17 protein-coding genes and 1 pseudogene are annotated in these 20,654 nt (G+C 68.6%); 10 read left to right on the top strand and 8 right to left on the bottom strand.

Annotation, left to right across the window (positions count from 1 at the left end):
* The first annotated feature begins 142 nt into the window (after positions 1–142).
* From FM069_RS01305 to aauR, 5 genes are read left to right on the top strand one after another with little or no spacing between them, the layout of a single operon-like run.
* Positions 143–889 carry an amino acid ABC transporter permease gene (locus tag FM069_RS01305; protein WP_143486367.1) on the top strand — a complete coding sequence of 249 codons (747 nt, stop codon included), beginning with the start codon at positions 143–145 and terminating at the stop codon, positions 887–889.
* Entirely contained in the window at positions 886–1,554 is a 669-nt protein-coding gene (locus FM069_RS01300; protein WP_178106628.1) for an amino acid ABC transporter permease, read from the top strand. The genes FM069_RS01305 and FM069_RS01300 overlap by 4 nt, the downstream gene beginning before the upstream one ends.
* Positions 1,551–2,285, top strand: coding sequence for an amino acid ABC transporter ATP-binding protein (locus tag FM069_RS01295; RefSeq protein ID WP_143486364.1), 735 nt, complete (start codon positions 1,551–1,553; stop codon positions 2,283–2,285). Before FM069_RS01300 ends, FM069_RS01295 begins: the two co-directional genes overlap by 4 nt.
* A 60-nt stretch (positions 2,286–2,345) precedes the next feature.
* Positions 2,346–4,268, top strand: coding sequence for a sensor histidine kinase (locus tag FM069_RS01290; protein ID WP_143486362.1), 1,923 nt, complete (start codon positions 2,346–2,348; stop codon positions 4,266–4,268).
* A complete protein-coding gene (gene aauR / locus FM069_RS01285) occupies positions 4,265–5,587 on the top strand; it encodes a two-component response regulator AauR (RefSeq protein WP_143486361.1) in 1,323 nt (440 codons plus the stop codon). Before FM069_RS01290 ends, aauR begins: the two co-directional genes overlap by 4 nt.
* A gap of 6 nt (positions 5,588–5,593) precedes the next feature.
* Here the strand turns inward: aauR and FM069_RS01280 are convergent, their stop codons facing one another.
* Entirely contained in the window at positions 5,594–6,496 is a 903-nt protein-coding gene (locus tag FM069_RS01280; RefSeq protein ID WP_143486358.1) for a LysR family transcriptional regulator, read from the bottom strand.
* A 110-nt stretch (positions 6,497–6,606) separates the two neighbouring features.
* Here FM069_RS01280 and FM069_RS01275 point away from each other — a divergent pair, with 110 nt between their 5' ends.
* From FM069_RS01275 to FM069_RS01255, 5 genes are all read left to right on the top strand, one after another.
* Positions 6,607–7,479 carry an MBL fold metallo-hydrolase gene (locus tag FM069_RS01275; RefSeq protein WP_143486357.1) on the top strand — a complete coding sequence of 291 codons (873 nt, stop codon included), beginning with the start codon at positions 6,607–6,609 and terminating at the stop codon, positions 7,477–7,479.
* Between the two features lie 37 nt (positions 7,480–7,516).
* Entirely contained in the window at positions 7,517–8,206 is a 690-nt protein-coding gene (locus tag FM069_RS01270; protein WP_143486356.1) for an SDR family oxidoreductase, read from the top strand.
* Positions 8,207–8,303: 97 nt separating this feature from the next.
* The gene (locus FM069_RS01265; RefSeq protein ID WP_143486354.1) at positions 8,304–8,816 is read left to right on the top strand and encodes a sigma-70 family RNA polymerase sigma factor; all 513 of its coding nucleotides are present in this window, start codon (positions 8,304–8,306) and stop codon (positions 8,814–8,816) included.
* Positions 8,817–8,824: 8 nt separating this feature from the next.
* A complete protein-coding gene (locus FM069_RS01260; RefSeq protein WP_143486647.1) occupies positions 8,825–9,811 on the top strand; it encodes a FecR domain-containing protein in 987 nt (328 codons plus the stop codon).
* A 98-nt stretch (positions 9,812–9,909) separates the two neighbouring features.
* Positions 9,910–12,357 (top strand): TonB-dependent siderophore receptor, encoded by a 2,448-nt coding sequence (locus FM069_RS01255; RefSeq protein ID WP_143486353.1) that lies wholly within the window; start codon positions 9,910–9,912, stop codon positions 12,355–12,357.
* 659 nt (positions 12,358–13,016) lie between these two features.
* On the opposite strand, the gene FM069_RS01250 is transcribed toward FM069_RS01255, so the two are convergent.
* The 7 genes and pseudogenes from FM069_RS01250 to cobG form a co-directional block, all read right to left on the bottom strand.
* The gene (locus FM069_RS01250) at positions 13,017–14,402 is read right to left on the bottom strand and encodes a prolyl hydroxylase family protein (RefSeq protein ID WP_143486351.1); all 1,386 of its coding nucleotides are present in this window, start codon (positions 14,400–14,402) and stop codon (positions 13,017–13,019) included.
* Positions 14,403–14,511: 109 nt separating this feature from the next.
* Entirely contained in the window at positions 14,512–15,300 is a 789-nt protein-coding gene (locus FM069_RS22185) for a methyl-accepting chemotaxis protein (RefSeq protein ID WP_407681548.1), read from the bottom strand.
* 66 nt (positions 15,301–15,366) lie between these two features.
* Positions 15,367–16,140, bottom strand: a pseudogene (locus tag FM069_RS22180) (MCP four helix bundle domain-containing protein); the annotation flags it as partial.
* Between the two features lie 81 nt (positions 16,141–16,221).
* Positions 16,222–17,922, bottom strand: a complete 1,701-nt coding sequence (gene cobJ / locus FM069_RS01240; RefSeq protein ID WP_143486348.1) for a precorrin-3B C(17)-methyltransferase — start codon at positions 17,920–17,922, stop codon at positions 16,222–16,224.
* Positions 17,922–18,647 (bottom strand): precorrin-2 C(20)-methyltransferase, encoded by a 726-nt coding sequence (locus FM069_RS01235; RefSeq protein WP_143486346.1) that lies wholly within the window; start codon positions 18,645–18,647, stop codon positions 17,922–17,924. Before FM069_RS01235 ends, cobJ begins: the two co-directional genes overlap by 1 nt.
* Entirely contained in the window at positions 18,647–19,273 is a 627-nt protein-coding gene (locus FM069_RS01230) for a precorrin-8X methylmutase (protein ID WP_143486345.1), read from the bottom strand. The genes FM069_RS01235 and FM069_RS01230 overlap by 1 nt, the downstream gene beginning before the upstream one ends.
* Complete coding sequence (gene cobG, locus FM069_RS01225; protein ID WP_233281955.1) at positions 19,266–20,651, bottom strand: precorrin-3B synthase; 1,386 nt, start codon at positions 20,649–20,651, stop codon at positions 19,266–19,268. Before cobG ends, FM069_RS01230 begins: the two co-directional genes overlap by 8 nt.
* Positions 20,652–20,654: the final 3 nt, after the last annotated feature.

Below are 20,654 nucleotides of genomic sequence, written 5' to 3'. Positions count from 1 at the left end.
GGCCGAGGCCTCTCCCCTCTCATTCCTGCCCTGACGACCGCAACGCCCGCTCACGCGGAACCGGGTGCGCCCACGCGCGTCCGTGCCCGGCCGTCCGTACGGGCCTGACTGGCCCTTCCGAAACACCCAAGGGGAAACCCACATGAATTACAACTGGGACTGGGGCGTGTTCTTCAAGTCCACCGGTATCGGTGACGAGATCTACCTGGACTGGTTCGTCACCGGCCTGGGCTGGACCATCGCCGTCTCGCTGGCCGCCTGGATCGTCGCTCTGGCGCTGGGCTCGCTGCTCGGCGTGATGCGTACCGTACCGAACCGCTGGGTATCCGGCTTCGCCACCGCCTACGTGGAGCTGTTCCGCAACGTGCCGCTGCTGGTGCAGCTGTTCCTCTGGTACTTCCTGGTGCCGGATCTGCTGCCCGAGCCGCTGGAAATGTGGTTCAAGCAGGACCTCAGCCCGGCCACCTCGGCCTACCTGAGCGTGATCGTCTGCCTCGGCCTGTTCACCGCGGCGCGGGTCTGCGAACAGGTGCGCACCGGCATCCAGGCCTTGCCCAAGGGCCAGGCCGCGGCCGCCTATGCCCTGGGCTTCCGGCTGCCGCAGATCTACGGCAACGTCCTGCTGCCCCAGGCCTACCGGATCATCATCCCGCCGCTGACCTCCGAGTTCCTGAACGTCTTCAAAAACTCCTCGGTGGCGTCCCTGATCGGCCTGATGGAGCTGCTGGCCCAGACCAAGCAGACCGCCGAGTTCACCGCCAACCTGTTCGAAGCCTTCACCCTGGCGACACTGATCTACTTCACCCTGAACATGACCCTGATGCTGATCATGCGGGCCATCGAGAAGAAGGTCCGGGTCCCCGGCATGATTTCCCTGGGAGGCAAATGATGGACTTCAGCGCGATCGTTCCCGCCCTCCCCGGCCTCGCCGAGGGCATGCTGATGACCCTCAAGCTGATGGTCATGGGCGTCCTCGGCGGCGTGGTGCTGGGCACCCTGCTGGCGATGATGCGGCTGTCCCACAACCCGCTGCTGGCCAAGCTGGCGGGTTTCTACGTCAACTACTTCCGCTCGATCCCGCTGCTGCTGGTGATCACCTGGTTCTACTTCGCGGTGCCGTTCATCCTCCGCGCCATCACCGGCGAGGACACCCCGGTGGGGGCCTTCACCTCCTGCCTGGTGGCCTTCGTGATGTTCGAGGCGGCCTACTACTGCGAGATCGTCCGGGCCGGCATCCAGTCCATCTCCCGCGGGCAGATGAGCGCCGCCCAGGCCCTGGGCATGTCCTACGGGCAGATGATGCGCCTGGTGATCCTGCCCCAGGCGTTCCGCAAGATGACCCCGCTGCTGCTGCAGCAGAGCATCATCCTGTTTCAGGACACCTCCCTGGTGTACACCGTGGGCCTCATGGACTTCCTCAACTCCGCGCGGTCCCGGGGCGACATCATCGGCCAGCCCCATGAGTTCCTCATCTTCGCCGGCCTGGTGTACTTCCTCGTCAGTTTCAGCGCCTCGCTGCTGGTCAAGCAACTGCAAAAAAGGTTAGCCGTATGATTTCCATCAAGAACGTCAACAAGTGGTACGGGGACTTCCAGGTGCTGACCGATTGCAGCACCGAGGTGAAGAAAGGCGAAGTGGTGGTGGTCTGCGGGCCGTCCGGCTCGGGCAAGTCCACCCTGATCAAGTGCGTGAACGCCCTGGAGCCGTTCCAGAAGGGTGACATCGTGGTGGACGGCACTTCCATCGCCGACCCCAAGACCAACCTGCCCAAGCTGCGCTCCCGGGTCGGCATGGTGTTCCAGCACTTCGAGCTGTTCCCGCACCTGACCATCGTCGAGAACCTGACCATCGCCCAGATCAAGGTGCTCGGCCGCAGCAAGGAAGAAGCGACCAGGAAGGGCCTGGCGCTGCTCGAGCGCGTCGGCCTCAAGGAGCATGCGCACAAGCACCCCGGCCAGTTGTCCGGCGGCCAGCAGCAACGCGTCGCCATCGCCCGCGCCCTGGCCATGGACCCGGTGGTGATGCTGTTCGACGAACCCACCTCGGCCCTCGACCCGGAAATGGTCAACGAGGTGCTGGACGTGATGGTGCAGCTGGCCCATGAAGGCATGACCATGATGTGCGTGACCCACGAGATGGGGTTCGCCCGCAAGGTGGCCAACCGGGTGATCTTCATGGACCGCGGGCAGATCGTCGAGGACTGCGAGAAGGAAGAGTTCTTCGGCGACGTCAGCGCCCGTTCCGACCGGGCCCAGCAGTTCCTGGCGAAGATTCTCCAGCACTGACGGCCCCTCACCACGGGCGGCCCGGGGCCGCCCGTACTGGCCAGCGCCCGGATGACTGTGATGGAATGCTCCCCCGCCAGCCTTCGCACCGTTCCGTCCGCCCTGACCGTGAAGCCCCGCCTCGTCCGTCACCTGCTGCCGCCGGTCATCGCCATGATCCTGGTGGTGCTGGGGTGCGGCTACGCGGGATTCTGGATCAGTGAGCGGGCCGGCATCCGCGCGCTCGCCGAGAGCGGCGAACGCCAGCTCGAACTGAACGCCCGCGCCGTCGAAAGCGAGATCAACAAGTACACCTACCTGCCCAGCCTGCTGGAGCTGGAGTCCGGCGTCGGACGCCTGCTGCTGGAGCCCGACGCCCAGCGCCGGCAACGGGTCAACGCCTACCTTGAAGGCCTCAACCAGCGGGCCGGCAGCCTGGCCATCTACGTGCTGGACACCGGCGGGCGCGTGCTGGCCACCAGCAACTGGCGCGAGGCCGGCAGCTACCTGGGGGAGGACCTGTCCTTCCGCGCCTATTTCCAGGATGCGGTGCACGGCCGGCCCGGGCGCTTCTACGGCATCGGCAGCACCAGCGGCGAGCCCGGCTATTACCTGGCCCACGGCCTGCGGGTGCACGGGCGGGTCATCGGCGTGGCAGTGGTGAAGGTGCGCCTGGACGCCCTGGAAGAACGCTGGCAGCGGGCGCGCCTGGAAGCCTACGTCAGCGACGAGAACGGCATCATCATCCTGTCCAGCGACCCGGCGCGGCGCCTGAAGGCCATCCGCCCGCTGGACGACGACACCCGCGAGCGCCTCGCCCGCAGCCTGCAGTACTACTGGTGGGCGCTGGACGAACTGCGTCCCCTGGGCCGGGCGGCGCTGAGCAACGGCGTCGAACAGATCAGCTTTCCCGGCAAGGGGGAGCCCGGCCAGCCGCCGGTCCCGGTGAACTACCTGGCCCAGAGCCGTCCCCTGGGCGACACGCCCTGGCACCTGACGCTGCTCACCCCGCTGCAGGACGAGCGCCGCGAGGCGGTCAGCCACGGCACCCTGGTGGCGGTGGCCGTGGCGCTGCTGGCGTTCCTGCTGATCGCCTGGAACGAGCGGCGCAAGGTCCTGGCCACCCGCCTCGCCGCCCGCGAGGCGCTGCAGCAGGCCAACAGCGAGCTGGAGCGCAAGATCGCCGAGCGCACTGCTGACCTCAGCGCCAGCAACGCCCGGCTCACGGCGGAAATCCACGAACGGCGCCAGGCCGAGGACACCCTGCGGCGCGCCCAGGACGACCTGGTCCAGGCCGGCAAGCTGGCGGTCATCGGGCAGATGTCCACCAGCATCGCCCACGAGCTGAACCAGCCCCTGGCGGCCCTGCGCACCCTGTCGGGCAATACCATCCGCTTCCTGCAGCGCGGCGCCCTGGATACCGCGGCCACCAACCTCGACACCATCAACGAGCTGGTGGACCGCATGGGCCGTATCACCGCCAGCCTGCGGGCCTTCGCCCGGCGCTCCGACGACCATGGCGAAGCCTGCCTGGGCAAGGCGGTGGACGCCGCGCTGATGTTGCTGCACCCGCGCCTGCAACGCACCCCGGTGACCCTGGTCCAGACCTGGCAGGAGGCTCGCCTGGCCATCGACCAGACACGCCTGGAACAGATCCTGGTCAACCTGATCGCCAATGCCCTGGATGCCATGGCCACTCAGGACGCGCGCCGCCTGGTCCTGGAAGGAAGCGCCGAGGGCGACCGCTACCGGTTGCGGATCCGGGACAACGGCCCCGGGATCGCCCCGGCCGACCGCCAGCGGCTGTTCGAGCCGTTCTTCACCACCAAACCCGGCGAGCAGGGCCTGGGGCTCGGCCTGACCTTGTCCGCGAGCCTCGCCACCGCTGCAGGCGGCAGCCTCAGCGTGGAGCACCCGGAGGACGGCGGTACCGTGTTCGAACTGGTTCTCGCGCAGGTGCCCGCCGCCGCACCGCGCCCGCAAGAGGAAACCCCGTGCCCATGAGCGAATGCCTCAGCGTCCTGATCGTCGAAGACGATCCCCACGTGCTGCTGGGCTGCCAACAGGCCCTGGCCCTGGAGGACATCCCCAGCGAGGGGGTGGGCAGCGCCGAGGCCGCCCTGCAGCGCATCGGCGAGGACTTCGCCGGCATCGTGGTCAGCGACATCCGCCTGCCCGGAATCGACGGCCTGCTCCTGCTGGAGCAGCTCAAGGCCCGCGACCCGAGCCTGCCGGTGGTGCTCATCACCGGCCACGGCGACATCAGCATGGCGGTGCAGGCCATGCGCGACGGCGCCTACGACTTCATGGAGAAACCCTTTTCGCCGGAGCGCCTGGTGGACGTGGTACGCCGCGCCCTGGAACAGCGCGGGCTGGCCCGGGAGGTGTCGTCCCTGCGCCGGCAACTGGCCGGTCGCCAGGCCCTGGAGCAACGCATCATCGGCCGCTCGCCGGCCATGCAGCAGCTGCGGGAGTTGATCGCCAACGTCGCCGATACCGGAGCCAACGTGCTCATCGAGGGCGAGACCGGTACCGGCAAGGAACTGGTCGCCCGCTGCCTCCACGACTTCAGCCGACGCCAGGCCCGGCCCTTCGTCGCCCTGAACTGCGGCGGGCTGCCGGAAAACCTCTTCGAGAGCGAGATCTTCGGCCACGAGGCCCATGCCTTCACCGGGGCCGGCAAGCGGCGCATCGGCAAGATCGAGCATGCCGACGGCGGCACGCTGTTCCTCGACGAAGTGGAGAGCATGCCCCTCAACCTGCAGATCAAGCTGCTGCGGGTGCTGCAGGAACACACCCTGGAGCGCCTGGGCTCCAACCAGAGCGTGGCGGTGGACTGCCGGGTGATCGCCGCCACCAAGGCGGACCTGGCGGAACAGGGCCGGCGCGGCCAGTTCCGCAGCGACCTCTACTACCGTCTCAACGTGGTGACCCTGGAACTGCCGCCCCTGCGGGACCGCCGCGAGGACATCCTGCTGCTGTTCGAGCATTTCCTGCAGCAGTCCTCGCTGCGCTTCGACCGCGCCGTCCCCGAGCTGGACCGGGGCACCCTGGGCGCCTTGATGGCCCATGACTGGCCGGGCAACGTGCGGGAGCTGCGCAACGTCGCCGAACGCTTCGCCCTGGGGCTGCCGGTGTTCAAGAAGAGCGGCGCCACCCCGGAGAACAGCGGGCCGGGGTTCGCCGAGGCGGTGGAGGCCTTTGAGCGGCGGCTGCTGGGCGACGCCCTGGAGCGCCATGGCGGCAACCTGAGCCAGGCCAGCCAGTCCCTGGGAATGGCCAAGACCACCCTGTTCGACAAGGTGAAGAAGTACGGCCTCTGAAGCCCTTCAGGCGTCCCAGTCCGGATTGGCTTCCAGCTTCTGCACCAGGTAGTCCAACAGCGCGCGCAGGGCGGCGGGCATCTGTCTCCGGCTGCCGTAGAGGGCGTGGATGCCCAGTTCCTTGGGCTGGTAGTCGTCGAGCAAGGCCACCAGCCGGCCCTCCTTCACCAGCCGCGCCACCGAATAGCGCGGCTGCAGGCTGATGCCCACGTCGGCCAGGGTGGCCTCCAGCAGCACCATGGACTCGTTGGCGCTGAGGTTGCCGCCCAGGGACACCGGCCAGGGTCGGTCGTCCTGGCGGAACTCCCAGACGCTGCGGCCGAAATGCGAATAGCTGAGGCAGTTGTGCCGCACCAGATCGTCCGGGTGCTGCGGCGTACCGTGGCGGTGCAGGTAGGCCGGGGTCGCGCACACCACCGAGCGGCACACGCCCAGGCGCCGGGCGATCAGGTTGGGGTCCAGCTGGTTGGTGATGCGCAACGCCAGGTCGATGCGTTCCTCCACCAGGTTCACCGCCTCGCTGTTCACCAGCAGGTCGACGGAGACGCCGGGGTGGCGGGCGATGAACTCGCTGACCCGGTGCACCAGCCAGGCCTGGGTGAAGGACTGGCTGCAGGTGATGCGCAGCGCCCCGCGCAGGGTGTCGCCGGGCACTCCGCCCAGGTCGTCGCGCAGGCCGTCGGCCAGCGCCAGCAGTTCGCGGCAGCGGGGTAGCAGCTCCTCGCCCGCGCCGGTCAGGCTGGACTTGCGGGTGGTGCGGTGCAGCAGCCGCGCCCCGACCCATTCCTCCAGCTCCATCAGGTAGCGGGACACCATGGCCCTGGACATGTCCAGGGTATCCGCCGCCGCGGTCTGGCTGCCCCGCTCCACCACTTCCACGAACACCCGTGCGGCCGTCAGCCTGTCCATGATTGATTCACCCTGAGCAACAAACCTGCCCAGATTATGGGGCTTTTTGTATGCCTCACTGCAACTAAGATCGCTCCCATCGTTTCCACTGCCTCACACCGGAGCCTCACATGACCCGTTCGCCCATTCGCACCCTTCTCGCCAGCGCCCTGCTGCTCGCCTCCCACAGCCTGTTCGCCCAGCCCTTGACCCTGGATACCTACAACCCCGGCGACAAGGCGGTGTTCCCGGTGTCCTCGACCCTGATCACCGGCGAACACGATGCCCTGCTGGTGGACGCCCAGTTTTCCCCGGTCCAGGCCCGCGATCTGGTGGAGCGCATCCGTGCCAGTGGCAAGACCCTGAAGACCATCTACATCAGCCACGGCGACCCGGACTTCTACTTCGGCCTGGAAGCCCTCACCGCCGCCTTCCCGGATGCCGAGATCCTGGCCACCCCGGAAACCGTGGCCCACATCGAAGCCACCCGGGCCCACAAGCTGGCCTACTGGTCGGCCCAGTTGAAGGACGCCGCGCCCAAGACCACCGTGGTGCCCAAGGTCCTCAAGGGCGACCACCTGACCCTGGAAGGCCAGACCATCCAGGTGATCGGCCTGGACCGCGACCCGGCGGCCACCACCCTATGGATTCCCGCCTCCCACACCCTGCTGGGCGGCGTGCTGATCAGCGCCAACATGCACGTCTGGACCGCCGACTCCCAGACCCCGGAATCCCGCCGCACCTGGATCGAAGCCCTGGATCGCCTGGAAGCCCTGCACCCGCAGAAGGTGGTGCCGGCCCACTACCTCGGGCAGCCCCACTTCGACCTGCAGGACCTGCAGTTCACCCGGGACTACCTGAAGACCCTGGAAGCCGAGCTGCCGAAAGCCGCCAACGCCCAAGAACTGGTGGCCGCGATGAAGCGTCACTATCCCACCCTGGCGGGCGAAGCCGATCTAGAGCTGAGCGCCAAGGTGCTCAAGGGCGAGATGCAGTGGCCCTGAGGCCGCACCGCTGCCTTTCACCCATCGAGGTCCCGTCATGGCGAACATCCTGATCACCGGCACCACCCGCGGCATCGGCCTCGGGCTGGTGCGCACCTTCCTCGACCAAGGGCTGACGGTGTACGCCGCGACCCGCAGCGAGGCGCACGCCGACGCGCTGGTCGCCCTGGGTGCCACCCACGGCGACCGGCTGCGCCCGGTGTTCGGCGACCTGGACGATGAGCAGGCGCCCCAGCGCCTGCTAGCGGCCCTGGGGGACGAGGCCCTGGACTATGCGCTGTTCAACGCCGGCATCTACGGCCCATCCCACCAGGACCCCGCCCAAATCGACACCCGCGCGACCGGGGCCCTGTTCACCACCAACGCCATCACCCCACTGCGCCTTGCCCAGCATCTAGCACCCCGCGTAGTGGACGGCGGCGTGCTGGGGTTCACCAGCTCGCAGATGGGCAGCCTGGCCCTGAACCGGGCGGCGGAAATGCCGCTGTACGGCGCCAGCAAGGCAGCGCTCAACAGCCTGTTGCGCAGCTGGGCGGAGCGCAGTGCGCCGTTGCGCCACAGCATCCTGGCGCTCCACCCCGGCTGGGTGCAGACCGATATGGGCGGCGGCCAGGCGCCGCTCACGGTGGAAGACAGCACCCAGGGGCTGGCCCGGGTGATCCAGGCCCATCGGGGCCATGCCCTCTGCGCCTTCCTCGACTACCAGGGCGAAACCCTGCCCTGGTAAGCCCCCGTTCGAAGACTCGGCTGGACTGCATGGAGCTGGATGTATAACAATGAGAGTAATTATCATTTGATAGTGCTTTCATTCGGTCATCCGCCCCATGCCCTCCTCCACCCTTTCTCTGCACACTCTCTATACCGATCACCATGGATGGCTGAAACACTGGCTGCGCAGCAAGCTCGGCAACGCGGCGGATGCCGCTGACCTGGCCCAGGACACCTTCCTGCGCCTGCTGGGGCGCCCCGAGCTGGGGGAGATCAAGACCCCGCGCGCGTTCCTGCGCACCGTGGCCCGGGGGCTGGTTGTGGACCACTGGCGTCGCGAGGAACTGGAGCGGGCCTACCTGGAGAGCCTGGCCCACCTGCCGGAACTCACCGCGCCCTCACCGGAAGCCCGCGAGCTGGTGCTGGAATTGCTGGAGCGTATCGCCCGGCTGCTGGACGGGCTCAAGCCTAAGGTACGCACGGCCTTCCTGCTGGCCCAGTGCGAGGGGCTGAGCCACGGCGAGATCGCCATACGCATGGGCGTATCCCTGCGCAGCGTCGAGCGCTACGTGGCCGACGCTCTCTACCACTGCTACCTGGTGCGCTTCGCCGACGAGGCCCGGCTGTGAGTGTGCCGATGGCCGACGGGCAGACGGTTCGCCAGGCCATCGGCTGGCTGGTGCGGCTGCGCTCCGCCGGCCAGGACGCCGCCCTGCACCAGGCCTGCCACGAATGGCGTGGCACCGACCCCCGCCATGAGGCCGCCTGGCAACAGGTGCAACGGCTGAGCGCCGAGCTGGACGGCAGTTTCCAGGCGTTGCCGGGCGCCGGGGTAGCCTTCGACGCCCTGGAGCGCGGCGCCCAGCGGTTGCGGCGGCGCCAGGCCCTGAAGCTGCTGTCGCTGGCCGTGGCGGGCAGCGGTAGCACTTGGTTGCTGCACGACCGCGAACCCTGGCTCGCCTGGAGCGCCGACTACGCCACCGGTACCGGGGAGCGGCGCGATGTCCGCGTGGATGACGCCACTCGCCTGACCCTGAACACCGACAGCGCGGTGGACCTGCGAAGCGACGCCGCCCACCGGCTGCTGACCCTGCGTCGCGGGGAGATCCGCCTGGACCGGCAGGCGCCCGATGGGCTCGCCCTGCAAGTCCTCAGTTCCGGACGCCTGCTGCAAGCCCGCGACGCACGCTTCGTCCTGCGCCAGGAGGCATCGTCCACGCGCCTGAGCGTGTTGCGCGGGAATGTCACCCTGGCGCCGCCGACTGCCCGCTGGCCGTGGGAAACCCCGTCCCCTTCGGCTTCCCCCCTGCGGGTGGTGGCCGGCGAGCATTACCGCATCGATGCCCGGGCGGCCGTGCGCCTGGCGCGGCCGGCCCTGGAGACCGACGCCTGGGCCGACGGACTGATCGTTACGCGGGACATGCGCCTGGTGGACTTCCTCGCCGAGGTGGGCCGCTACCGGCGGGGTCACCTGGGCTGTGCGCAGGCCATCGCCGACCTGCGCCTGTCCGGCGTCTACCGCCTGGACGATACCGACGCCCTGCTGGCCCTGCTGCCGCGCTCGCTGCCGGTCCGGGTGCGCTACCGCACCCGCTGGTGGGTGGAACTGGAAGCCATCGCCTGAGCCCGTGAAACCTGAATACGTGAAAAAAAATCTGGCGGGTTTTCCCGCCTCGTCCGGCTTACAGGTCGACCTTCTTCATCTCGACCGCTGGAACTTCCATGATCCCGTCCCGCTCCGCCACCCCCGCTTCCCCCTCGACCCTGAGCCTCGCCGTGCGCGGCACCCTGCTGTGCATGGCCCTGGGCGGCCTCGCCCCCGCCACCGGCTGGGCCCAGCCCGGTGATGCCGGCGTGGCGGCCAACCGGCACTTCGCGATTCCCGCCGGCCCGCTCGACGAAGCGCTGAACCGCTTCGCCCGGGAGGCCGGCATCAGCCTCTCTGCCACCCCGGAACAGACCCGCGGCCTCGCCTCTCCGGGCCTGCAGGGCGACTATTCGGTGGACGGTGGCCTGCGGCGGTTGCTCTCGGGAAGCACCCTGGAAGCGGCCAGCGACGACGGCACCCGCTATTACTTGCGGGAGGTTCCCCGCGAGGCGGATACCCTGGCGATCCCGCCGACCGAGGTGTCCGGCCTGGCCATCGGTAACGCCCTGGGCAGCGTGGACGGCTACCTGGCCACCCACAGCAGTGTGGCCACCAAGACCAGCCTGCCGCTGCTGGAAACCTCCCAGTCGGTATCGGTGGTGACCCGCGAGCAGATGGACGACCAGGCCTCGAAGACCGTGCAGCAGGCGATGCGCTATACCCCGGGCATCTTCACCGGGCAGATCGGCGCCTCCAACCGCTACGACTACGTGGTGATGCGCGGCTTCGCCGACGGCAGCGTGGACAACATCTACCTGGACGGCCTACGCGCCATGGGCGACAGCGGCACCTTCAGCTCGATGCAGATCGACCCCTACTTCCTGGAACGCATCGACATCGTCAAGGGACCGTCCTCGGTGCTCTACGGGCGTAGCCTGCCCGGCGGCCTGGTGGCGCTGACCAGCAAGAAGCCGCTGTACCAGCCGTACCACCAGATCCAGGCCACCGTGGGCAACCAGGGCCAGAAAGGCACCGGGTTCGACTTCTCCGGCCCCCTGGACGACGACAAGCGGGTCGCCTACCGCGTAGTGGGCCTGGCCCACAGTTCCGACACCCAGTTCGACCATGTGGCCGGCGAGAAGCGCTACGCCATCGCCCCGACCCTGGCCATCGACTTCAACGAAGACACCACCCTGACCCTGCAAGGCTACCTGCAGCGCGACCCGGAAGGCGGTTACCACAGCGGCGTGCCGGCCGACGGCAGCCTGCACACCCGCAACGGCCAGCGCATTTCCGAGCATTTCTTCGATGGCGAGCCGGACCGCGACCGGTTCGAACGCACCCAGCGGATGCTCGGCTACCAGCTGGAGCATCGCTTCAACGACGTCTGGACCGGACGGCAGAACCTGCGGGTACTGGACAGCGACGTGGAGCTGGAGCAGGTCTACGGCTACAGCTGGACCTCACCCACCAGCAATCGCCTCAACCGCTATTACTCCGGCGGCCGCGAGGCGCTGCGCGCCTACACCCTGGACAACATGCTGCAGGCGGACTTCGAGACCGGCGCCGCCCGCCACACCCTGCTGACCGGGCTGGACTACCAGCGACGCAAGACCGATGTGCTGTGGACCTCCGGCAAGGCCTCCGACCTGGACGCCTTCGACCCCCACTACGGCGACAGCGCCATCACGTTCTATCCCGAGTCCCGCTACACCCGCCGCCTCGACCAGACCGGCGTGTACCTGCAGGACTTGATAGAGCTGGACAACTGGCGCTTCTCCCTCGGCCTGCGCCAGGACTGGGTGAACATCGCCGTGGAAGACCGGGAAGCTGACAGCCGCAGCGACGAGGACCGGCAGAAGTTCACCAGCCGCGCCGGCGTGCTCTACCGCTTCGATAACGGCATCGCGCCGTACATCAGCTATTCCGAGTCCTTCAACCCCAACGCCTATTCCGATGCCACCGGGCAACCCCTGGAGCCCACCCAGGGCAAACAGTGGGAGGCCGGCCTGAAGTTCGAGCCCGAGGGTGGCCGCAGCTTCTACACCGCCGCCCTGTTCCACATCACCCAGGAAAACGTGGCGTCGAAGAAGCCCCAGGAAAACTTCTACACCTCGGTGGGCGAGATCCGCTCCCAGGGCCTGGAGCTGGAGTCCCATACCCAGGTGACCGACCAGCTCAAATTGCTGGGCAGCTACACCTTCACCGACATCATCTATCGCAAGGCCGCCGATGGCAGCCAGGGCAACACGCCGAACCAGGCGCCCCGGCACATGGCCTCCCTGTGGGCCGACTACGCCTTCTCCAGCGGCTGGATGGACGGGCTGAGCATCGGCGGCGGCGCCCGCTACGTGGGCACCAGCTGGGCGGACAAGGAGAACACCGAGCACGTGCCCTCCTACACCCTGGTGGACGCCGCAGTGCGCTACGACCTGGGCAAGTTGGGCATGACCGGGCTCGAGGCGCGGCTGAATGCCAACAACCTGCTGGACGAGAAGTACGTGGCCTCCTGCTACAGCCTGGACTTCTGCTACTTCGGCGAAACCCGCAACGTCACCGCCACCCTCAGCTACACCTTCTGACCCGCCAACGTCCGCGGCCCGGCGCCGCGGACGCCGAGGGGCACGGTACCGGGCGCTGGCGGTTGAGCTCGCCCCTCGAAAAGGGAGCGGCACGGTCATCGGTCACCGGGGGCTCGTAGCCGGAAGGAGTGGGCTGGAGCTCGCTGCGCTTCGCGCCCTTTGGAGTCAAAGAAAGTTTCGTCGAAATCTGACGCGTGGCCGGACCTTCCCAAGATGAGCGCGTTGCTCCTACTCCAGGCATCACGCGTCGCTCAGGCCAATCAACGAGACGGATTTGATTATCGAGTGTGGTCTCGCAAGCCCTCTGCAGGGATTCCGTGCCGTACGCTTCGGCTTATCGTGTGCAGGTAGGGGCAGCTTTTGGCCATCCGGCGGGCGTCGAGGGCAGCGGGCGCCGCTTCTCTCCGACAGCGCCCTGTCCAGCGTCTCCCCATCAGTGGGAGCGAGCATCGAAGCCGCCATCCACTCGGTCGGCTGCAAGCACCTCGGTGCGGATGCCTAGTAGCGCTCGCACGATGACGATCACTTGGCGACCTGCCCGGCGTCACCTCCATCCGCACGTACAAGGGATGCCTACGCATACGTCCCTGGTAAACGTGCGGTGTTCTCCACGACTCAGCGCGCCGCGGCCGCTCGACGCGAAAGGTGCACGCGGCGCCTCAAGCGTCGCGCAGCTTGTAGTGGACGAACAGGTTGGCGTACGCCCGCCCGCGCAACGGCTCGATCCGGCCATGCAGCAGCCGCGCGCCTTCGTAGAAGACCATCTCGCCGGGCTCCAAGAGCACGTCGTGCATGCGCCCGAAGTGATCCTCGATCTGCAGCGGCCAGGGCTCATCCACATCCTGGGCGACGTTGACGATGGCGCTGGCGATATGGGTGATGCCGCGGTCGCGGTGCATCTTCAGGGTGGCGGTGTCCCGGTAGCGACGGATGCCATAGACGAAGGTGGGCAACAGAAAATCGCCGATCCAGGCCTCCATCAACGGTTGCAGGGTTTCGTGGATGTCTTTCTTCAGGGGCTCGTCCAGGGGCACCAGTTCGCTGGCCACCTTGCCCTTCGCCGCGTCGATGAAGCCCTTCACCGACTCCCCGAGGATCTCGGTCCCGTGGTCGCGGTAGAACGCCTCGACGCGCTGGAACAGCTCCGGCGGCATCTTCAGCTTGAGAAAGCCCGACTGGGTATGGGGCGGCAGGTACTCGTTGGGCGTCTTGTTGAACATCTTGCCCTTGCCCTTGTTGCGGAACCACTTGGTCAGGATGACCTTGTAGCCCTTCTCCACCGGCATGCCCCAGTGCATGGTGTCCGGGTTGGGGCTGCCGTCGGCCCGCAGGCTGTTCCAGATCACTGCGTCGCCCTGCTTCGGCCGCACCTCGCAGTCCAGCTCGGTGAAACGGGTGGAGCCGCCTTCCCGGGTACTGTTGAGGTAGATCATGAAGGTCCAGGTTCGCTGGCCGGCCTGGGTGGCGTAGGTCTCGAACTCGTGGCTGTCGGGTTCGAAGTAGTCGGTGTGGGCCTTGAACTGCTGGCCCACGTCGTAGCGCTGGGCCTGGATGGTCTCAGACCAGCTGGAATCGATGCCCATCACCTGGCAGATGCGCCGGTCCACGTCGCGGGCCAGGGGGTGGTCCAGCATGCCCAGGTCGCAGGTGCGGCTGGTGCGGTAGCCGGCGTATTCGCCGCCATCGTTGGTGGTGGTGGACGCGCGCAGGTGCTGGTTGATCAGGTGGATCAGGGTCATGCACTCGGTTTCGCTGAGGAAACCGGAGAGCATGTACAGCTCCAGGCGATCCGTGGGGAAGCGCACGGCGAACGGCAGTTCGACCCGGTCCGGCGCTTCGGTGAGCTCGGTTTCCACCAGGACCGGCTGGACCGGCTTGGCAGGCACCGGCGTCGGCAGCGGGCGCATGCCCAGGGCTTCGGCGGCCAGCTCCGGGGCGAATTCGTGCTCGAGGAGAATCTCGTACATGCCTTCCTTCGAGCAACCGCGCTCGAGGTTCAAGGCGATCCAGGACTTCCAGCTTTCGTCGAACTCGGTTTTCAACATGAATCGGGGCTCCTGACGCGTCGCCCCACAGTATCGCCAAATCGGCGGGCCCCGCGCCACCAGCCCTGCACGCCCCGCATCGATCACACGGAGCCGCGCCAGGCGCAGGTCACACTCGGAACTTCGCCACCAACTTGTTCAGGGCCACCGCCAGGCGGGTCAGTTCGGCGCTGGCCTGGGTGGTCTGGCTGGCGCCGCTGGAGCTCTGCATGGACAGGTCGCGGATGCTCACCAGATTGCGATCCACTTCCCGCGCCACGTGAGACTGCTCCTCGGACGCGGTGGCGATCTGGGAATTACGCTCGTCGATCTCCTCGATGGCGCGGGTGATCGCCTCGATGGCATTGCCGGCGTCGTCCGCGGCGTTCTGGGTATTCTGGGTCTGGGTGCTGCTCTGCTGCATGGCGGTCACCACCGCTTCGGTGCCGGCCTGGATGGCTGAAATGGTCTGCTCGATCTCCAGGGTCGAGGTCTGGGTGCGGTGGGCCAGGGCGCGCACCTCGTCCGCCACCACGGCGAAGCCCCGGCCCTGCTCGCCGGCCCGGGCCGCCTCGATGGCGGCGTTCAACGCCAGCAGGTTGGTCTGCTCGGCGATGGAGCGGATCACGCTGAGCACCGTGCTGATGCTCTGGGCCTGCCCGGCCAGGCCGACGATCTGAGTGGAGGTGCCTTCCACCTGGGCAGACAGGCGATGGATCGCCTGCAGGGTGTCGCGGACCCGCTGGTTGCCGATGGCAGCGGATTCGCTGGAGCGCCGCGCGGATTCGGACGCGGCGGCTGCATTGCGGGCCACTTCCTCCACCGCCGCGCTCATTTCGTTGACCGCCGTCGCGGCCTGCTCGATCTCGGCGTTCTGTTGATGCAGCGAGCGGCTGCTCTCTTCGGCCACCGAGGTCATCTCCTCAGCGGCTGACGCCAGCTGGGTGGAGGAATTGCTGATTTCGCGAATGGTGTCCCGCAGGTTGGTCTGCATGCGCCCCAGGGAGGTCATCAGACGCCCGGCCTCGTCGCGGCTGCTGGACTGGATGGCGCGGGACAGGTCGCCCTTGGCGATCTCGTCGGCCACCGCCAGGGCGGCGGCCAGGGGCTGGACGATGCTGCGGATCAACAGCCAGGCCAGCAGCACCGTCAGCAGGATGGCGACGATGCAGGTGCCGAGGATGAACAGCTGGCTGCCCCGGTAGGTTTTCAGGGACTGCACGCCGGCCTGGGTAGCGCCCTTGGCGTTGTAGTCGCGCATCACGTCGAGTGAGGCCTGGGCAGCCTGGGCACGGGCCCGCTGATCGGAGCCGGCCCAGCGCATGGCATCGTCTCTGCGGCCTTGTTGCTCCAGGTCCAGCAGGGTCTTGAGACCTTCCATGTATTGGGTGAGAGCTGCATTGGCGGTTTCGAAGTTGCGTCGATCGCCTTCGTCGGAAATGAGGTCCTGGGAATAGCGAGCGAGCCGATTCTCCATGGTGGAGCGAGACGCCTGGATGCGCTGCAGGCCGGCCTCGCGCTCGCTGGGCTCCGATACCGAGAGCAGGCGCAGGCTTTCCAGGCGCATTTCCAGCAGGCTGATCTGGATATCGTCGGTGGTTTGCACGCCGGGCAGCCAGTTCTTCTCTATATCCTGCTCGCTGCTGTGCAAGTCCTTCATCTGCACCTGGGCGAACACGCCGAGGATGATCACCATGAGGGTGATGAGGGCGAAGCTCAGGGACGCCCTGAGCGAGATATTCAGATTGCGAAGATTCATCGGCGAGGATCCTCCAGAACGGTCCCATTGAGCCTAGATGAAGCCCCGCGTTTCGCCTCTATTCCGCCCGCATCCCCGCCACTATTTCGGTGCCACCGGGTACCAGCGCGGGGTGTAGACCCATTCGCCGCCCCCGCGCCGGGGAAAACCGGTGGTGGTGGACGAGCCGATGATCACCAGGGTGCGCATGTCCACCTGCTCCGGCTGCAGCGCCTCCAGGGTCAGGGTCGTCAGGCGCTCCCCCGGGCGGCCGATGTCGCGCCCCAGCACCACCCGGGTCTCCGGGGCTCGGTGGCGGCGGACGATCTCCAGCGCGCGCCCCAGCTGCCAGGGCCGCGCCCGGGAAATCGGGTTGTAGAAGGCCATCACCAGGTCCGCCAGGGCGGCCTGCTCCAGCCGGTGCTCGATGGTGGACCAGGGCTTGAGGTTGTCGGAGAGCGACAGCATGCAGAAATCGTGGCCCAGGGGCGCGCCGGCGCGGGCGGCGGTGGCCAAGGCCGCGGATACCCCCGGCAGCACCTGCAGATCCACCCCGTGCCAGAGAGGATCGTGGCTGCCATGCAAGGCCTCCAGCACGGCGCTGGCCATGGCGAAAACCCCGGGGTCGCCGGAGGAGATCATCACCACTTGGCGCCCCTGCGCGGCCAGGGTGAAGGCATGGCGGGCGCGCTCCAGCTCCTCCCGGTTGTCGCTGGCATGGCGCACCTGGCCAACGCGCAGCGGCCCCGCCATATCCACGTAGGTCTGGTAACCCAGCAGGTCCTGGGCCTCGTCCAGGGCCCGGCGCGTGGCTGGCAACATGAACTCGGCCGCGCCGGGGCCCAGGCCGATCACCGTCAGGCGACCGCGCGCCCGACCCAGGGTGGCCGGATCGAAGGGCGCCGGGGCTTGATGCAGGGACAGGCCGTCCCCGGAAGGCCCGGGCAGGCGGTCGGGCAATACCTCGGAGCCTTCCAGGTAGCGTATGGGGACGCCCAGGGTTTCGGCGGCGGCCTGCAGCGCCGGGTTGCCCATCATGGCCGCCTCGGCGGCCAGGCAGGCCAGGCTGTGAAACGCCAAGCCGGCGCTGGCCAGGGCCTGGCGCACCTGCAAGGCCAGCTCCTCGAAGGGCGGCCGAACCCGGGCGACGATCACCCGCGGATGGATCAGCAGGGCGTCGTCAGACGACGCCGAGGCGACGCAACTGACCCGGATGGTGCGCCGGGCGTCGTCCGCCCAGGGCAAGCGCTCCGTCGCCAGCCAGGGCGCGTCGCCTTCCAGCCGCACCTGCTCGCCGCCCAGCAGGTCGGCGACGAAGCGTTTGCCCTGCTCCAAGTCGGCCAGGGCGTAGCCGGCCGGCGGGTCCAGCAGGCAGGTGCCGAAGCGCAGCTCGCCGCTGGTGGTGATGGCCGGCGCCACCGCCAGGCCCTCGCCGATCCGCCGGGCCAGGCGATTCACGCCCCGCAAGCCGCCCAGCAGCGGTACCACCGCGCTACCATCCTCCGCCACCGCCAGGACCGGCGGCTCCGCGCCCTTCTCCAGCAGCAGCGGGGCCAGGCTGCGGATCACGATGCCGGCGGCGCACAGCACCACCAGGGGCACGTCGTCGCGATAGAGCTGGCGCAGGGTATCGCCGAAGACGGTGTAGGCGGCATCCGCGCCCTGCACGCGGCCATCCAGCCCGTGGATGCGCGAACCCGGCAGGACGGCCTGGAGGCGTCGCGCGGTGCCCAGTGCCTGCTGGCCCAGGATGAGAATGGCGGCGGGTGCGTCCGCGAGCGCCCGAAAATCGTCGTCGTGCATCAGGCCTGCCACCGTTCGCCGGGAATCACGATCATGGAGAAATACGGAGAGGCCATGGGGTCCACCTGGTCCAGCGGGACGATTCGCTGGTTGGCCATGGTGGCGCGTTCCACGTAGAGGGCGCGCCCGGCCAGGCCAAGCCCCTCCAGCACCCGCCGCACCTTGGCAAAGTTGCGCCCCAGTTTCATCACCACCGCTGCCTCGGCTTCGGCCAGGCGGCGTTCCAGTTCCTCCTCCGGCAACACCCCGGACAGCACCGACAGGCTCTGGTTGCGGTACACCAGGGGCGCGCCCAGCACCGCGGCGCTGCCCAGCATGGAGCACACGCCCGGCACCACCTGGGTGTCATAGCGCGTCGCCAGGCGGTCGTGCAGGTACATGTAGGAGCCGTAGAAGAATGGGTCGCCCTCGCAGATCACCGCCACGTCGCGGCCGGCGTCCAGGTGTTCGGCCACGGCCAGCGCGGCGGTGTCGTAGAAGTCGGCGATGATCTGCTCGTAGTACAGCGGCGGCGCCAGGGCCTCGGTGGTCACCGGGTAAACCAGGGGCAGGCGCGCCTGGCGGGGTTCCAGGTGCCCCTCGATGATGCCGAAGGCGTTGCCCTTCTTGCCCCGGGCGACGAAGTACGCCACCACTGGCGCGGCCTTGAGCAGGCGCAGCGCCTTGAGGGTCAGCAGTTCCGGGTCGCCGGGGCCGACGCCCAGGCCGTAGAGACAGCCACGCATCACTCGCGCTCCGTGGCCAGGGCGTTGACCGCCGCCGCGGCCATGGCGCTGCCGCCGCGCCGGCCCATCACCGTCACGAACGGCACACCGCGGCTGTCCGCCGCCAGCAGGGCCTTGGACTCGGCGGCGCCGACGAAGCCCACCGGGAAACCGAGGATCAGCGCCGGCTTCGGCGCGCCGGCGTCGAGCATTTCCAGCAGGTAGAACAGCGCGGTGGGGGCATTGCCGATCACTACCACGCTGCCGGCCAGGCGCTCGCCCCAGTGTTCCAGGGCCACCGCCGAACGGGTGTTGCCGCGGGCCGCCGCCAGGGCCGGGATGCCCGGATCGTTGAGGGTGCAGATCACCGGGTTGTCCGCCGGCAAGCGCGAGCGGGTGACCCCCTCGGCCACCATGCGGGCGTCGCAGAGGATCGCCGCCCCCGCCTGCAGGGCCTCGCGCCCGGCCTGCCCGGCGCCGCTGGAAAACCGCAGGTCCTCCACCACGTCCACCATGCCGCAGGCATGGATCACCCGGACCGCCAGTTTTTCCAGGTCGGCGGGGATGCCGTCCAGCCGGGCCTCGGCGCGGATGATGGAGAACGACTGGCGATAGATGGCTTCGCCGTCGCGGATGTAGTCAATCATGGGGGGTACTCCGGGCTTCCTCGGCGAGGCGCGTGACAGCGGCGTCGAGGTCAAGGCCACGAGCCAGCCGCCGGCCGAAGCCGTCGTGGCCGGCGTCGCGGCGGAACAGGTCGTAGTGGCCGGCGTCGATGGCCAGCAGGGTATAGGGCGCCACGTGGGCCGCCGCGCAGCTGCGCGGGCAGCCACTGAAATGCAGGGGCGGGAGTGACAGCCCGGCCGGCCAGCGGCGAGCCAGGGTCAGGGCATCCGCCTTGGTATCGGCCTGGGCGCGGGCGCAGCCGGCGCTGCCGCTGCAGGCCACCAGGCGGGTGGCCGGCGCCCCGGGCTGGGTCGCCAGACCCAGGGCTTCCAGGCCGGCCAGGGCGTTGGCCGCGTGCGCAACCGGCACGTTGGGCAGGACCAGGCTCTGCCAGGGAGTGAAATGCAGGCTGCCGTCGCCGACGCGCTCCGCCAAGTCGGCCAGGGCGATCAGGCTCGCGGCGTCCACCCGCCCCAGCCAGGGCGCTGCGCCCACCAGGCATAAACCGGCCTGGCGTTGGGGATGGATGCCGATGTGGGCGTCCATCGGCGCCGGGGCGCGACGCCACGTCGCCAGCCAGGCACGTTCCAACAGAGGAACGGCCAGGCGCTCACGTAGCCGCTGCAACAGCGCGCTGGCCGGCAGCCGGGCCAGCAGGTGGCGCATGCGGGTACAGTCCGGGCCCGCCACGCCTGACTCGGCCAGATCGAGGAAGAGGTGCAGCAGGGTCACCACCCCCTCCACCACGCCAGCCCGGGGAAAAGCAGCCAGCGCCGGCGGGTCGCCCGCTGCCTGCGGCACGCAGCCCGCCAGGCCGAAGGCCACCAGCGGCTGGCCATCCGGCCCTTCCAGGGCACTCAGCCAGAGATCATGGGGATGGTCGAGCATGGCCATGGTTTCGCCGCCGTCCAGGGACAGGGCGAATTTCGGCGAGAGTCCATGGAAGCGCGGCTCGTTCTCCAAGGCCTGCAGCAGACGCTGCGCCAGCGGACGCACGTCCATGCCGGCCTGGGGATCGAGGCCGGCGGCGGGGCTCAGCAGCAGGTTGCGCACGTCGTCCGCCCCGGCGACCCGCGGCCCGAGGCCGGCGTCCAGCAGGTCACGGATCAGTGCATCCGCCCGCTCCGGCCGGACCCCGCGGACCTGCAGGTTGGCCCGGTTGGTCACTTCCAGCACGCCGCTGGCATGGCGATGGGCGGCCTCGGCCAGTCGCCGTAGCGAGGCTGCGTCCAGACGGCCTCCCGGCAGGCGCACCCGGCAGATGCCGCCATCCCGGGCAGGGACGATGCGCAACAGCCCCGGGCACGCGGAGGGGCGCGGGGTGGGGAGAGCCGGGGTGGAGAGCGGTCGGTCGTTCAAGGT

This window comes from Pseudomonas mangiferae (assembly GCF_007109405.1).
Lineage (GTDB): Bacteria > Pseudomonadota > Gammaproteobacteria > Pseudomonadales > Pseudomonadaceae > Pseudomonas_T > Pseudomonas_T mangiferae.
Note: the sequence above shows the minus strand (reverse complement) of the source record. Positions and strands in the feature narration are given on the sequence as shown.

Excerpts from the sequence above, each read along its gene's own strand:
- FM069_RS01280 (WP_143486358.1), bottom strand. The coding sequence starts at position 6,496 with ATGGACAGGCTGACGGCCGCACGGGTGTTCGTGGAAGTGGTGGAGCGG.
- FM069_RS22185 (WP_407681548.1), bottom strand. The coding sequence starts at position 15,300 with ATGACCTCGGTGGCCGAAGAGAGCAGCCGCTCGCTGCATCAACAGAAC.
- FM069_RS01290 (WP_143486362.1), top strand. The coding sequence starts at position 2,346 with ATGGAATGCTCCCCCGCCAGCCTTCGCACCGTTCCGTCCGCCCTGACC.
- FM069_RS01295 (WP_143486364.1), top strand. The coding sequence starts at position 1,551 with ATGATTTCCATCAAGAACGTCAACAAGTGGTACGGGGACTTCCAGGTG.
- FM069_RS01300 (WP_178106628.1), top strand. The coding sequence starts at position 886 with ATGATGGACTTCAGCGCGATCGTTCCCGCCCTCCCCGGCCTCGCCGAG.
- FM069_RS01270 (WP_143486356.1), top strand. The coding sequence starts at position 7,517 with ATGGCGAACATCCTGATCACCGGCACCACCCGCGGCATCGGCCTCGGG.
- FM069_RS01265 (WP_143486354.1), top strand. The coding sequence starts at position 8,304 with ATGCCCTCCTCCACCCTTTCTCTGCACACTCTCTATACCGATCACCAT.
- cobJ (WP_143486348.1), bottom strand. The coding sequence starts at position 17,922 with ATGCACGACGACGATTTTCGGGCGCTCGCGGACGCACCCGCCGCCATT.
- FM069_RS01230 (WP_143486345.1), bottom strand. The coding sequence starts at position 19,273 with ATGATTGACTACATCCGCGACGGCGAAGCCATCTATCGCCAGTCGTTC.
- FM069_RS01235 (WP_143486346.1), bottom strand. The coding sequence starts at position 18,647 with ATGCGTGGCTGTCTCTACGGCCTGGGCGTCGGCCCCGGCGACCCGGAA.
- FM069_RS01305 (WP_143486367.1), top strand. The coding sequence starts at position 143 with ATGAATTACAACTGGGACTGGGGCGTGTTCTTCAAGTCCACCGGTATC.
- FM069_RS01250 (WP_143486351.1), bottom strand. The coding sequence starts at position 14,402 with ATGTTGAAAACCGAGTTCGACGAAAGCTGGAAGTCCTGGATCGCCTTG.
- FM069_RS01275 (WP_143486357.1), top strand. The coding sequence starts at position 6,607 with ATGACCCGTTCGCCCATTCGCACCCTTCTCGCCAGCGCCCTGCTGCTC.
- aauR (WP_143486361.1), top strand. The coding sequence starts at position 4,265 with ATGAGCGAATGCCTCAGCGTCCTGATCGTCGAAGACGATCCCCACGTG.
- FM069_RS01255 (WP_143486353.1), top strand. The coding sequence starts at position 9,910 with ATGATCCCGTCCCGCTCCGCCACCCCCGCTTCCCCCTCGACCCTGAGC.
- FM069_RS01260 (WP_143486647.1), top strand. The coding sequence starts at position 8,825 with ATGGCCGACGGGCAGACGGTTCGCCAGGCCATCGGCTGGCTGGTGCGG.